At 38.8% G+C, this 13,298-nt stretch carries 14 protein-coding genes; 4 read left to right on the top strand and 10 right to left on the bottom strand.

Annotation, left to right across the window (positions count from 1 at the left end):
• Position 1 precedes the first annotated feature (1 nt).
• From P3G65_RS00905 to P3G65_RS00860, 10 genes are all read right to left on the bottom strand, one after another.
• Entirely contained in the window at positions 2-811 is an 810-nt protein-coding gene (locus P3G65_RS00905) for an ABC transporter permease (protein WP_019291776.1), read from the bottom strand.
• Positions 808-1,749 carry a glycosyltransferase family 2 protein gene (locus P3G65_RS00900; protein ID WP_019291775.1) on the bottom strand — a complete coding sequence of 314 codons (942 nt, stop codon included), beginning with the start codon at positions 1,747-1,749 and terminating at the stop codon, positions 808-810. The genes P3G65_RS00905 and P3G65_RS00900 overlap by 4 nt, the downstream gene beginning before the upstream one ends.
• A gap of 21 nt (positions 1,750-1,770) precedes the next feature.
• Entirely contained in the window at positions 1,771-2,922 is a 1,152-nt protein-coding gene (gene cps2T / locus P3G65_RS00895) for a beta 1-4 rhamnosyltransferase Cps2T (protein ID WP_153924341.1), read from the bottom strand.
• A 110-nt stretch (positions 2,923-3,032) separates the two neighbouring features.
• On the bottom strand, positions 3,033-3,929 hold the full coding sequence (gene rfbD / locus P3G65_RS00890; RefSeq protein ID WP_019291773.1) for a dTDP-4-dehydrorhamnose reductase: 897 nt from the start codon (positions 3,927-3,929) through the stop codon (positions 3,033-3,035).
• Positions 3,930-3,944: 15 nt separating this feature from the next.
• Positions 3,945-4,988, bottom strand: coding sequence for a dTDP-glucose 4,6-dehydratase (rfbB, locus tag P3G65_RS00885; RefSeq protein WP_019293029.1), 1,044 nt, complete (start codon positions 4,986-4,988; stop codon positions 3,945-3,947).
• A gap of 22 nt (positions 4,989-5,010) precedes the next feature.
• Complete coding sequence (locus tag P3G65_RS00880) at positions 5,011-5,268, bottom strand: hypothetical protein (protein ID WP_019292676.1); 258 nt, start codon at positions 5,266-5,268, stop codon at positions 5,011-5,013.
• A 1-nt stretch (position 5,269) separates the two neighbouring features.
• Positions 5,270-5,866, bottom strand: a complete 597-nt coding sequence (locus tag P3G65_RS00875; RefSeq protein ID WP_019292677.1) for a dTDP-4-dehydrorhamnose 3,5-epimerase family protein — start codon at positions 5,864-5,866, stop codon at positions 5,270-5,272.
• Complete coding sequence (gene rfbA, locus P3G65_RS00870) at positions 5,867-6,736, bottom strand: glucose-1-phosphate thymidylyltransferase RfbA (protein WP_019292678.1); 870 nt, start codon at positions 6,734-6,736, stop codon at positions 5,867-5,869.
• A gap of 151 nt (positions 6,737-6,887) precedes the next feature.
• A complete protein-coding gene (locus P3G65_RS00865) occupies positions 6,888-9,206 on the bottom strand; it encodes an HAD-IC family P-type ATPase (protein WP_284071231.1) in 2,319 nt (772 codons plus the stop codon).
• 103 nt (positions 9,207-9,309) lie between these two features.
• Positions 9,310-9,960, bottom strand: a complete 651-nt coding sequence (locus tag P3G65_RS00860; RefSeq protein ID WP_019292680.1) for a DUF1129 domain-containing protein — start codon at positions 9,958-9,960, stop codon at positions 9,310-9,312.
• Positions 9,961-10,141: 181 nt separating this feature from the next.
• Here P3G65_RS00860 and rpmB point away from each other — a divergent pair, with 181 nt between their 5' ends.
• From rpmB to P3G65_RS00840, 4 genes are all read left to right on the top strand, one after another.
• A complete protein-coding gene (gene rpmB / locus P3G65_RS00855) occupies positions 10,142-10,336 on the top strand; it encodes a 50S ribosomal protein L28 (RefSeq protein WP_003133678.1) in 195 nt (64 codons plus the stop codon).
• Positions 10,337-10,626: 290 nt separating this feature from the next.
• The gene (locus tag P3G65_RS00850; protein ID WP_026063759.1) at positions 10,627-10,989 is read left to right on the top strand and encodes an Asp23/Gls24 family envelope stress response protein; all 363 of its coding nucleotides are present in this window, start codon (positions 10,627-10,629) and stop codon (positions 10,987-10,989) included.
• Positions 10,989-12,659, top strand: a complete 1,671-nt coding sequence (locus P3G65_RS00845) for a DAK2 domain-containing protein (protein WP_284071230.1) — start codon at positions 10,989-10,991, stop codon at positions 12,657-12,659. The genes P3G65_RS00850 and P3G65_RS00845 overlap by 1 nt, the downstream gene beginning before the upstream one ends.
• A 172-nt stretch (positions 12,660-12,831) precedes the next feature.
• Positions 12,832-13,293, top strand: coding sequence for a ferrous iron transport protein A (locus tag P3G65_RS00840; protein ID WP_019292682.1), 462 nt, complete (start codon positions 12,832-12,834; stop codon positions 13,291-13,293).
• The last annotated feature ends 5 nt before the right edge of the window (positions 13,294-13,298 follow it).

The raw sequence follows: 13,298 nt of genomic DNA, 5'->3' as shown, positions 1-13,298 counted from the left end.
CTTAAACAATTTCCGCAAATTTATTCGAATTTTTATTGAATACCCACAATCCTAAACCAAAAACAAGGACGGAAAGAACATAAGGGATAGCAATTACGAATGAATTATCCCAAAGTTGCCATAAGGTCGGATTCGTATTATTACTAAAGGTTAACACGTAACGCATATCTTGAATAATTTGTGCCATTGGGTTCAACATTTGAAATTTTGCTACGGTAAGATGATTGGTTGAAATCTGAGTAATTGGATAAATAATCGGCGTACCATAAAACCCAGCTTGCATGACAACTTCCCAAATAGGCCCCAAATCTCTAAAATAGACAAAAAATGTCGCGAGCATAAAGGAAATCCCTGTAGTAAAAAGAATAAGCTCTAATAAGAGTGGAACGACAAAAATAACTGTCCATGACATCTGAACGCCATTGATGAAGGCAAAGACAGTCACCACTGCAAGTGAAATCATCAAATTAATAAAAGCGTTGACAGCAACTGAAAAAACGATAACTGATTTTGAAAAGTTCACTTTTCGAAGCATATCCCCTCGACTTACGACCGAGAGCATTCCCATTCCTGTTGTCTCGCCGAAGAAATTCCAGATGGTTATCCCTAAGAGCAGTGCTACAGCAAAGTGAGGTGTTCCTTCACCAAAACGCATGAAACGTACAAATACGAGATACATAATCAAGAAGAGCATTACGGGCTTGAGGATTGACCATAAATAACCAATAGCACTCCCTTGATATCTAAGTTTGAAGTCTGTTTTAATCAGTTCTTTAAGTAGAATTTGATTTCTACGGCTGAAGAAATTCATTTATTTTTTCCTTTATATGCAAATTTTGTAAGAATCAGAGTACGGAAGATTTTAGTATGAAAACTTTTATTCTTTCGTAACTTGTACTGATTGAGTGTTTGGCGGCGCTTTTCCTTTGGCATGTTGAGCAAATCAACATAGTCTTGGATAAGCACCTTGTTCGACAATGATAACTTATCCAGTTTCTCTGTCAGCAGTTTTTGTGCTTGCTTTTGACTAGATTCGATAAGCCACCAATACTTTTCAAACCAAAGATGGGGGCGTAACCATTTTTTCATCCGCTTCGTCCACGTTCTTGCCCCCAGAACATTCGCATCGTGCTGGCGATAGAGGTGCGTTGGTTGATCTATGTAAACCAATTTCCCTATTGCGGTAGCTAGAAGTGCTAAATACCAGTCATGCATGATAATATCCTCAGTGGTTTGCCACTCTTGTGCTAAAGCATGATTAATCATGCTCGCACCACCAGTAACAGTGTTTTCTGTGAGTTCTTGAACCAGTTCCGTATTGGCATGATCGGACTGACTGCGAATCATACTTTCCGATAAGATATTGAGTTGTTTATCAACAATCTTAAGGTCCGTGTAGTACATGGTGGGGATATTACTATCATGCTTTTCTGCTTCTACCAGAATAATTTCCAATTTTTCTGGTAGCCAGTAATCATCCTGATCAGCAAAAAAATAAAAATCAGCAATATCAGCTTTTACCAATTGATAAAAAGATTGAATTACACCAACGTTTTTGGCTTTGATTACTTTAATTCGATGATCTTTACTGGCAAAATGCTCGATTATTTTAACGGTTTCGTCCTTGGACCCATCATCTCGAATAATCAAGTTCCAATCTTGAAATGTTTGTTTCTGAATGCTTTCAATTTGCTCAGCAACAAACTTTTCACCGTTGTAAGTCGACATTAAAATATTAACTTTGGGCATGTTGAGAGGCCTCTTTCGGTTTCAGTCGCTTATTTTTGTAAATAAGGTTTCATACTGGGCACAAATGTGTTCCCATGTGTATTTTTCTTCAATAATTAGTCTTGCTTTGTTTTGTAAATTTTGACGTGCATCAGTTGTTATTTTTTCAACTTCTGAAAGCACGTTTGAAAGGTTTTCCTTATCGAAATAAATGACAGAATCTCCCGCAGTCATCCGATTAAAATTCACACCAAGGACGACATTGACTGGAGTCGACCACATGGCTTCAAGAAGACCTGGGTTGGTTCCGCCCACCTCATGACCATGCAGGTAAGCAAAAGCCTGCTCGCGGATAAAACGCAATTCATTTTGATCATAAACTGTGCCCACAAATTTGATCCGAGGATCCCTGTCAAAATTTGTCTGAGCTCGGAGTTCTTCATAATAAGGATTTCCTTCGTGATTTGTAATAATCACTAAATCCCTCTTCGTTTTACTTTTCATAAAGTGACGAATGAGTAATTCATAATTGTTTTCAGGCACAAATCGCCCTACAATCAAATAATAATCACTAGTTTTATATTTTACCAGAGTTTCTGATTCTGTCAAATTTGAATTGAACTTCTCTGTACCGTAAGCAATCACTTCACTCTTGACCTGACCATATTCTGCACGTAAATAATCAAGAATACCTTGATTGTCACTAATAATCATATCCGCACTACGGACCATTTTTTTCTCCGCATGCTTAAGATAGCGGCGCACAGGTTTCGGCCACTTGGTACGTTTCCACTCAAGCCCATCTGGATTGACAAGCAGCTTTCCGCCGACCTTGTGAATTTTATGAGCATAGTGACCAATAATGCCACCTATTGTATTTCCTAATATATAGAAGACTGGTTCAATAATTTGTTCCTCTTTAATTTGCTTAAGGGCTGCATTAATTGCCAGAGCATCATATGCAATTACACGCGCTGGTCCAATGTTTGGCACATTAATAACAAAGCAATCAGCCCCTCGATAATCAAAATGACCATCCACAACTTCTATATCTGAATTCTCGCTTTGACAAGCCACATGATATTTAATATTTTGATTACTTTGGTGTTTAACCAACTCTTCTACAAAAGTCTCAAACCCTCCATACTTTGCTGGCAATCCACGACTACCAATAATAAAAATGTGTTTTTTCATGTTTTTCTACGTTTGCAAGCGCAAACTTTTAACCTCTCAAAGCGAGAATTCTGCCTTAAAGACAGAATTTCGCTGTTTTTTATCATCTCCAAAACTTGTCGATGCCATATTTATTTTGCTGTTTCGCCTTTGACTTTGTCTTTATTTTCTCTTAAGTCACCAATAGTCAACAATTGTGCAAGAGCTTCTTGCCATGTTGGAATATTAAATCCTGTAGCTTTCGCTTTAGCAAGACTCATCGTTGAATTAAATGGTCGTTTCGCGGCAGATGGGAAATTACTTGAATCTACAGGTTTTACAACTGTATCTGTATCTTTCAAAATTTCTTTAGCAAAATCAAACCATGTTACATCTTCTCCAGGTGCAGCATCGTTTGTCAGGTGATAATAACCTGCTTCTGCTTGTTGATCAACCAAGTAGACCATAAACTCTGCTAATGTACGGGTCCAAGTAGGACGACCGTGTTGATCATTAACAACGGTGATTTCTGGAAAACGAGTGGCGAGATTTTGCATTGTAAAAACAAAATTTGGTCCGTAGCTACCAAATACCCATGCTGTACGAATCGTATAAAATTTCACACCAGATGCTTCAACTGCTTGCTCCCCGAGTAATTTTGTACGTCCATATTCTGAAACAGGGCCTTTTGGCGCATCAACTTCCCATTCTTGACCAACAGGTAAATCACCATTGAAAACATAGTCCGTTGAAATATAAACAAGTGTTGCTCCAACACGAGCAGCTGCCTCAGCTACATGACGTGTGCCATCAACATTAATTTTTTCGTTAAGAGCTTTACCTTCATCTTCTGCTTTATCTACAGCAGTGTAGGCAGCGCAGTGATAAACCAATTCTGGTTTATTTTTGTCAAAGAAAGCATCAACAGCAGTTTTGTCCGTAATATCAAGTTCATTAACATCTGCTGCAAAGTATTTTACATCCCGTTCATCAAGAAGATGGCGTAACTCAGTACCAAGTTGGCCATTTCCACCAGTAATTAAAATCATATTTATTCCTTTATCTTAGAGAACTTTTTGGCTTTCAGCATATTTTGCTTCAACAGCAGCTTTTTCTGCCTTCCACCAGTCTTGATTTTCAGTATACCAATCAATTGTTGCCTTCAAGCCTGACTCAAAGTCTGTGTGTTTAGGCTCCCAGCCAAGTTCTGTACGAAGTTTTGTATTGTCGATAGCATAGCGCAAATCATGGCCAGCACGATCAGTTACACGATCATAAGCGTCAGGTGCTTGTCCCATCTCCGTTAAGATTTCTTCTAAAACTTCTTTATTATTTTTTTCGCCATCGGCTCCGATAAGATAAGTTTCACCCATACGGCCTTTGGTCAAAATTGTCCAAACGCCAGAAGAATGGTCTTCTGTATGGATCCAGTCACGCACATTTTTACCATCGCCATAAAGTTTTGGTTTAATCCCTGATAAAATGTTTGTAATTTGACGTGGGATAAATTTTTCGATGTGTTGGTAAGGTCCATAGTTATTTGAACAGTTTGAAATTGTCGCTTTCAAGCCAAATGAACGTACCCAAGCACGGACAATTAAGTCCGATGCTGCTTTAGTCGAAGAGTAAGGACTTGATGGATTGTAAGGTGTTTTATCAGTGAATTTCTCACCTTCGCCTTCGCCATGTCCTGGTAAATCTTCGCGGTAAGGCAAATCACCATAAACTTCATCTGTCGATACATGATGGAAGCGTAAATCATATTTTCGTGCCGCTTGAATCAACGTATATGTCCCAATAAAGTTCGTTTGGATAAACTCATCTTGTGATTTAAGTGAGTTGTCGTTGTGGCTTTCTGCCGCATAGTGCACAATCGCATCTGCCTTGGAAGCAACCTGATCCACAATCTCTGGATCTGCAATATCACCAACGACAAGCTCTACACGATCTCCAAGAATCATGTCAATATTGGCACGATTTCCCGCATACGTTAATTTATCTAAAACGGTAATATGTACATCTGGATGATTATTATAAACGTAGTGTACGAAATTTGAACCGATGAATCCAGCACCACCAGTGACTACGATATTTTTAAATTCAGTCATTGTTTTTCCTCTAGTATATTTTTTATTGCAAGCGACAGTCTTGTTTGAATTTCTGCGCTGACACAATTTTTAAATATTTGCCATTAAACACCAGAAATTCATCTTGAGCAGCGTTAATCTTGATCAAACCACCAGTATTAACAATACGTAATGTTTTATCATTTAACCAAGAAAATCCACCTGAAGCAAAGACCTTCTTTACCCACACAGGTTGTTCATTTTCCTTATTCACTTGCCAAAACTCTAGTATTCTTTTACTTTGTAGATGTTTGGCCTTCATTTTAGCCGAGTAAATCTGCGGTTAGGGGTTTTACATCTGCAAGCAGTGGGTGATTTTTGTCTGCTTCACTCACTTCAGCATGTGCAAGATCTTCCCACTCAATACCTAAAGTTGGATCTGCATAATTGACGAAAGCGTATTTTGGTTTAAGTTCCAAAGCCCAATAGTCATTTACTAAGTAAGAGTAAGAAACAGTATCACTTAAAACTTGGAAACCATTGGCAACGCCACGTGGTACAAAAATACCCTTGCTGGCATCAATCACTGTTTGGTAAACATGACCAAAGCTCTCGCCTTCACGAAGATCTACCCATGAGCCCAAAACACGTCCACCATCTGCTACAGAAATATATTTGTCCCATGGTTCAGCGTGTAAACCGCGCAAAACATTTTTACGTGAGAAAGAAACGTTATTTTGTAATTTTCCTTCTGCGAAGAATTTTTCTGGGAAACCGAGTGGAAGCATCTTTTCTTTTTGAAAGTTTTCTTTAAACCAGCCGCGATTATCACCATGAACCGGAATATCAAATTCTAACATACCTGGAATAGCTTCAATTTTGCGAGCTGCAAGTTCTTTTCCAAAAAAGTTATCCGTCATTTATTTATCACCTACCAATTTAAGTAAATATTTACCGTATGCGTTTTTCTTAAGCGGTTGTGCAAGTTCACGTACGGCTTCTTCAGAAATATAGCCCATACGCCATGCAATTTCTTCAAGGTTAGCAACCATAACGTTTTGCATACGTTGAACTGTTTCAATATATTGCGCTGCCTCGAGCAAGCTTTCATGTGTTCCTGTATCGAGCCATGCAAAGCCACGCCCCATAAGTTCGACAGAGAGATCACCACGTTCAAGATAGGCCTTATTCACATCTGTGATTTCCAACTCTCCACGTGGTGAAGGTTTGATGTTTTTAGCAATCTCTACAACATCATTATCGTAGAAATAAAGCCCTGTTACTGCGTAGTCAGATTTTGGTACCTCAGGTTTTTCTTCAATTGAAACAGCGTTCATATCTTCGTCAAACTCAACAACACCAAAACGCTCTGGGTCTGGCACTTGGTAACCGAACACAGTTGCGCCTTTTTCTTTGGCTGCAGCAGTTTGAAGTAACTTAGACATCCCTGGGCCATGATAAATGTTATCACCCAAGATAAGAGCAACTGAATCATCACCAATAAAGTCTTCGCCGATGATGAAAGCTTGAGCCAAACCATCTGGACTTGGTTGAACAGCATACTGCAAGTTTAGACCGAATTCAGAACCATCTTGCAAGAGTTCTTGGAAACGCGGTGTATCTTCTGGTGTTGAGATGATCAAAATATCTTTGATCCCAGCCAACATCAGTGTAGATAATGGATAATAAATCATTGGTTTATCATAGACGGGCATCAATTGTTTACTTGCTGCACGAGTCAGTGGATACAAACGCGTTCCTGATCCACCTGCTAAAATAATCCCTTTCATGAGGTACCTCACTTTATTTCTTCTATTTTATTATAGTTAATCAGCATAATTATAGCATATTTTTACTTTTATTTCATTCTAATTCTGCCTGAGGTAGGAGCAAAAAGGACTAGAAGCAACGCTCTAGCACCTTTTGTTTAGTATGTTTCAATTATAATTTTTTAAACATGAATAAGGCTCCCTTTGTCAGTAAATATTGTGCAAGAGGTGCAACAATAAGAAATGGGATAAGTAATGTAAAGTGAAGCGGACTCGGCCATGCTAAATTAAGAAAATCCGTACCCACAATTAAAGCTACAAAAAAAGAAAGCTGTGTGATTGTGAAAATCCATAAGCGGTAGCGTTTAATAGGCCAAAATATCTTGCGCTGCATTAAAACGTAGTTCCATGCAGAAAAGAGAACCGTCATCATCGCAAGTTCAGGATGTGTAATGCCGAAGACTCCGCCTATTGTAACGATAAGTATTGCACCGACAGCAATACTAAAACCCATAGGAAACGCACGCTCAAACAGCGTCCGCAAAAAACGGCCTTCAACTTTTGAAAAGTCTGATTCAAAACTCAAGAAAAAAGAGGGAATCCCGACAAAAAACGCGGTCAAAACAGTAAGCTGGATTGGCTCAAAAGGATAGACACTCCCCGCAAATAAAGTCAACACAGTTAAAGCTATCGAAAACATCATCCGCACCATTAATAAAGATCCTGTACGGGTTAAGTTATTAATTACGCGTCGCCCCTCATTAACAATATACGGCATCGCCGAGAAGTTATTATCCATCAAAATAAGATTGGCGGTTTGTTTCGCTGCTTCACTACCTTCGCGCATGGCAATCGAACAATCGGCTTCCTTAAAGGCCAAAATATCATTGACACCATCTCCAGTCATCGCTACTGTGTGCCCCTGCTTCTTCAGGATTTGCACCATCATTTTTTTCTGTTGTGGGGAGACACGACCAAAAATTTGAAAATTTTCTACTGCAAACTCCAGTTCTGCCTCTGTTTTTAGTTGACTGGCATCAACATACTGCTCGGCATCCGGTAAGGAAACAGCCTTCGCAATTGCCGATACTGTTACAGGATCATCTCCTGAGATGATTTTACAACGTACACCCTGCTTTTTAAAATAGGCCAGAGTCTGTTTAGCATCGTCACGTAAAACATCAGAAATAACAATGAGCGCTTCTGCAGTTAGGTCTTCAGGAAGTCGGTCTCTATCAAGTGCTTGTTTTGAGCGGGCCAAGACTAACACACGATAACCCTTTTCTGCATACTTTTGTGCGTGCTGTTCTAACACGGCATTTCCCTTTGGAAACAAAAACTGCCAAGCACCTAAATAAAAGGCCCCTTCTGTAAACTCAACTGCGCTGTATTTTCTCTCAGAAGAAAATGGCAACACTTGAGAAACTTTGTAATCCTTTAATGAAGCAAAATACTCCCTTAAGGCTTGTGCAGTGACGTTTTGATCTGGGAGGTTTTCTAGAAGATTCCCCATAATATGGACAATGTGCGGCTCAGAATGTTCAGTCAGACTCTCAATCTTTTCCACTTTCATTTCACCCGTCGTAATGGTCCCTGTTTTATCCAAGCACAGTACATCCACTCGTGCAAGCGCATCAATCGTATGCAGCTCTTGAACCAAAACTTTTTGCTTCACTAAGTTGATAACTCCCAACGTTAAAGCCATACTAGTCAATAAAATCAACCCCTGTGGGAACATACCCTCTAAGGCAGCAACCGTTCCTAGAACGGCTTGTTTGTGGCCCGTATCAATGACATAAAACAACTTGAGGTAAAGCAAAATTCCCAAGGGTATCATAATGAAACTTACGATACGTACAACTTTTGCTAAACTGTCACGCAACATTCGTTTCTGTTTCTTTATTTTTTGAGCTTCATGGGCTAATTGATGAATATAATTGTCTTTTCCTACATGAACAACCCGCGCAACAGCTGTCCCACTTGTGACAAAACTACCCGAAAAAAGTTCTGCATTTTCTTTTTTAGTCAGCGCGTCAGCCTCTCCGGTAAGCAAAGCTTCATTTACTTCCACTTGCCCTTCAATGATTTGGCAGTCACATGGAATTTGATCTCCAAGTCCCAGAAGAATAATGTCATCAAGCACAAGCTCTTCTTGTTTTAATTCAATCTGTTTCCCTTGACGAAAAGTCTTGACCTTACTTGTATTCAATAAAGAGAGCTTGTCGAGCAAGCGACGTGCTTTAATTTCCTGATATAAACCAATTCCTGCATTCACTGCAACAACAATAATGAAAAGCGCATTTCGATGCGAGCCCACTGAAAGCACTAAAATAAAAAGGAAAATATTGATTAAGTTAAAAAAAGTCAGCAAATTACTCGCAAAAATTTGGCCGTATGTTTTACTGCTCTCATTCTTTGCGATATTGACCTGACCTGATTTTAAACGATTTTTAACTTCTTTTTGTGATAAACCTTCATATTTAAATGACATAAGCTCTCTCCTAACTCTTATTCTATCCTAACATTATTAGAGAAGCAAATACCTTACATTTTCGAAATAAAACCCCGTCACAATGAGGACGGGGTTAATTAGTTTACTTTGTTTGACGTGCCATCGAAGACTGCACATTGAATTTACGTTGAATAAGAAAGCGAATTCCCATCACGGCTGCCCCGAGAATAATTGTAATGTACGGAGCAAGTACAATATTGATGGATTTTGGTAAGAGAGCGACCAAGACAGAAACGCCTGCCCATGCCAACATCGCAACAGCCAACATCGCAAAACCTTTGCCTTTTTTCTGTGGGCGTTGTGCACTGTAAAAATATTTATACATCCAGTACATCACCAAACCAGCGAGAGCAGAAGAAGCCAGCGTTGTCAATAGACCGTAAACACTTGCTTGTGGCTGGAAGAGACCCATCAGTCCCATAACCACTGAAATCACACCAAAGAAAAGTAAAGCACTATCTAGCCACATCAAGAAGGGTGATTCATTTTTCGCTGTTTCCTGACGTTTTACCTTATCTTCCTCAGGTTTATACTGTGTCGCAAATTCCATTGGTGCCCCCAATAATTTGCGGGCCAGAATACCTTCCTTTTGTCCTTCAATGATTTTCGGCAAGATTTCAGCGAGTATTGCTTTGATTTCCTCGTCTGATTTTCCTAAAAGCATCAATTGCTTTGTTACGTTATGTACATATTCGCTATTTTTGGCAGTGAGTTGCTCGATTAGATTTTCCATATCTCCTATTATATAAAAATTTTGGTGAAATTTGGAAATAAAACTTGATTTTTTTAATAAAAAAATGTTATACTAATTTGGTATGTTATTTTGAGGGTTTCTGTAAGAATTGTGTTTCAGATCTGAATTTTTAGAGATGCTCTTTAAAAAAAGCATAAAATTTTTAAGGAGGAACCAAACCATGTCAAAAGAATGTTATTTTACTGGTCGTAAGACTGTATCAAGTAATAACCGTTCACACGCTATGAACCAAACTAAACGTGTAGTTAAACCTAATCTTCAAAAAGTTCAAATTCTTGAAAACGGTGAACTCAAAACTGTATGGGCTTCAGCTAAAGCATTGAAAAAATTGCCTGCAGGCGTTGAGCGTGTATAATTGGATAAAATAAAGAAAGCTAGTGAATCTTATTTACTGGTCTTTTTTATTTTCTTCTCTTTCTCCAACACATTAAAAACCAAAGGTCATAATTAACGATTGATCTTTGGTTTTTTATCTTCTAAAACTCTTTCGACTTAGGACTCCCTCCCCTAAAGCACTTACAAGGCTAAATTGAACAAAAAACCAATAAAACAACTGTTCTATTTTACAAAATTATGATAAAATGAAGTGATACATAAATTATTATGGAGGAAAGTGCTGTATGATTCAACAGCACGCATATGAAAATGACCGTTACTATTAATACTCAACATGGTAATGTTGACATTGCAACAGATGTTATCGCTACTGTTGTAGGTGCAAGCACTACTGAAATTTTCGGCGTTGTCGGCATGACAAGCAAAAATGCTGTAAAAGACAATTTCCGTAATATCCTCGGACAAGAAAACTATTCTAAAGGTGTTGTCGTTACGACAACCGATAACCAAACAATCATTGGTGTTTATGTTGTTGTCAGCTATGGTGTTAAAATTAGCGAAGTTGCCAAAAACATCCAAGAACGTATCCGTTTCAATCTGGAAAATCAACTTGGCATTGTAGCAGCTAAAGTCAATGTATATGTACAAAATGTGAAGGTGGTCGAAGACTAGTGTCAAATATTAACGCAAGTAAATTTCAAGAAATGATTCAGGCGGCAGCAAGTCGCCTTAACGAACAAGCTGAATATGTCAATTCTCTGAATGTCTTTCCTGTCCCAGACGGAGATACAGGAACAAACATGGGGATGACAATCACAAATGGTGCCAAAGATGTCGCTGAAAAGCCAGCCGAAACTGTTGGACAAGTTGCTCAAATTCTTTCCAAAGGTTTGCTCATGGGCGCTCGTGGTAACTCTGGTGTTATCCTTAGTCAAATCTTCCGCGGTTTTGGACAATATGCCAAAGACTACGATGAACTTGATGGTATTCATTTAGCTAACGCTTTGCAAAATGGTGTTGAAGTCGCTTATAAAGCGGTTATGAAACCTGTTGAAGGTACAATCTTAACTGTTTCACGCGGTGCTGCAGAACTTGCAAATCGTAAAACTAATGAGACTGACGATGCAACAGCTATTATGGAAGCTGCTCTTGAAGGAGCTAAAATCGCCTTAGCGAAAACACCAGACATGTTGCCAGTCCTTAAAGAAGTTGGCGTTGTCGATTCAGGTGGTCAAGGTTTGGTTTATATCTACGAAGGCTTCTTGATGGCTCTCAACGGTGAATTCGTCCCTGAAAATCCTGAGCAAGGTTTAGGTGCCATGGACCGTATGATTAACCTTGAACACGAGTCTGAAACAAGTGTTGCGGGTGCTTCTACAAGCGATATTAAATACGGCTACTGTACAGAGATTATGGTCGAGTTAGGCCAAGGTCCAACAGCCCTTGAGAGTTATGATCACGATAATTTCCAAGCTTACTTGGCAGGTATCGGTAATTCACTTTTAGTTGTTGATGACGAAGAAATCGTTAAAGTCCATGTCCATACTGAAGATCCTGGTCTTGTCATGCAAGAAGGGCTTAAATATGGTCGTCTGGTTAAGGTTAAAGTTGACAACATGCGCCTCCAAAACGAAGGCGTTGCTGAAAAAGAAAAAACAAACAACATCAGCACTTCTACTTCTAAATCTGACTGGGGCTTGATTGCCATCGCTGCTGGTGATGGTCTTGCTGATATTTTCCGTGAAATGGGTGTACAGCATGTGGTTTCTGGTGGTCAAACAATGAACCCATCAACAGAAGATATCCTCAAAGCTATTGAAGCTGTCAATGCCGAAAAAGTTATTATTCTTCCAAATAATAAAAATATCTTCATGGCTGCCAAATCTGCCGCTGAAGTTTCAGATATCCCTGTTGAAGTGATTGAAACAGCAACTGTTCCTCAAGGTTTTACTGCCTTGCTCAGCTTTGACCCAACAAAATCAATTGAAGAAAACAAAGAAAATATGACTGCTTCATTAGCAGACGTACAATCTGGTTCAGTGACACAAGCTATTCGTGACACCAATATTGATGGTATTGATATCCATAAAAAAGATACACTTGGCATGGTCAATAATAAAATTGTCGCATCAACCAAAAAAATGAACGATGCTATCTTTGCTGCTTTTGAAAAAATGATTGATGAAGACAGCGAAATTGCAGCAATTTATATTGGTGAAGATGGTAAAAAATCAAATGCCGAACGTATTGCCAAAGAACTAGAAAAACGTTACCCTGAACTCGAAGTAGAGATTCATGACGGTAAGCAACCTGTTTATCCATACATTTTCTCTGTAGAATAAAACACAAAAAACTGGCCTCTCAAAGCTAGTTTTTTTGTGTATTTGTTTTCACGTGAAACATTCTTTTTTTATTCACTTCGTCCCATACACAAATTTCCTCGAAATTACAAGTAATTCGTGTTATACTTATTGTAATGTCAAATACTTTTTACATCCCATTGAAGGAGCATGCATGAAAACACTGAATACTGCCCGTATCGGCCAAATATATTATGTAAATAAAATATTAAAATCCGAGCATGCTGGAAAACTTCGAGAGCTTGGTTTTGCCCCTGATACGGAAGTTGTTTTAATTTCTATGGACGGGGAAAATGCGCTTTTAAAGATTGGTCAGACACGTTTAGCGCTAAGCAGTTTCTACCTCAACACGATTTTGATTAAAGATGAACAATCAAATGAGGAACTTATACCTCTCTCGTCTTTGAATATCGGTCAAAGTGGCGTGGTCCGATTACTCGAGGGAGAAAGTGAAATAAAACGCCGGCTTATGGATATGGGGATTACGAGGGGAACAAGTATTGCGGTGCATAAACTTGCACCACTAGGAGATCCTATGGAGCTTCATCTGCGGGGTTACTCACTTTCTTTAAGAAAGAAAGATGCTGAAAAAATAAAAATTGTTGTCCAAGATTAAAAGGA

Source organism: Lactococcus sp. bn62 (assembly GCF_029492705.2).
GTDB classification, from domain to species: domain Bacteria; phylum Bacillota; class Bacilli; order Lactobacillales; family Streptococcaceae; genus Lactococcus; species Lactococcus petauri.
Note: the sequence above shows the minus strand (reverse complement) of the source record. Positions and strands in the feature narration are given on the sequence as shown.

Coding starts and splice junctions, on each gene's coding strand:
- P3G65_RS00840 (WP_019292682.1), top strand. CDS start 12,832: ATGAAAACACTGAATACTGCCCGTATCGGCCAAATATATTATGTAAAT.
- rfbD (WP_019291773.1), bottom strand. CDS start 3,929: ATGATTTTAATTACTGGTGGAAATGGCCAACTTGGTACTGAGTTACGC.
- P3G65_RS00875 (WP_019292677.1), bottom strand. CDS start 5,866: ATGACGGATAACTTTTTTGGAAAAGAACTTGCAGCTCGCAAAATTGAA.
- rfbB (WP_019293029.1), bottom strand. CDS start 4,988: ATGACTGAATTTAAAAATATCGTAGTCACTGGTGGTGCTGGATTCATC.
- P3G65_RS00880 (WP_019292676.1), bottom strand. CDS start 5,268: ATGAAGGCCAAACATCTACAAAGTAAAAGAATACTAGAGTTTTGGCAA.
- rfbA (WP_019292678.1), bottom strand. CDS start 6,736: ATGAAAGGGATTATTTTAGCAGGTGGATCAGGAACGCGTTTGTATCCA.
- rpmB (WP_003133678.1), top strand. CDS start 10,142: ATGTCAAAAGAATGTTATTTTACTGGTCGTAAGACTGTATCAAGTAAT.
- P3G65_RS00900 (WP_019291775.1), bottom strand. CDS start 1,749: ATGCCCAAAGTTAATATTTTAATGTCGACTTACAACGGTGAAAAGTTT.
- P3G65_RS00850 (WP_026063759.1), top strand. CDS start 10,627: ATGACCGTTACTATTAATACTCAACATGGTAATGTTGACATTGCAACA.
- cps2T (WP_153924341.1), bottom strand. CDS start 2,922: ATGAAAAAACACATTTTTATTATTGGTAGTCGTGGATTGCCAGCAAAG.
- P3G65_RS00865 (WP_284071231.1), bottom strand. CDS start 9,206: ATGTCATTTAAATATGAAGGTTTATCACAAAAAGAAGTTAAAAATCGT.
- P3G65_RS00860 (WP_019292680.1), bottom strand. CDS start 9,960: ATGGAAAATCTAATCGAGCAACTCACTGCCAAAAATAGCGAATATGTA.
- P3G65_RS00905 (WP_019291776.1), bottom strand. CDS start 811: ATGAATTTCTTCAGCCGTAGAAATCAAATTCTACTTAAAGAACTGATT.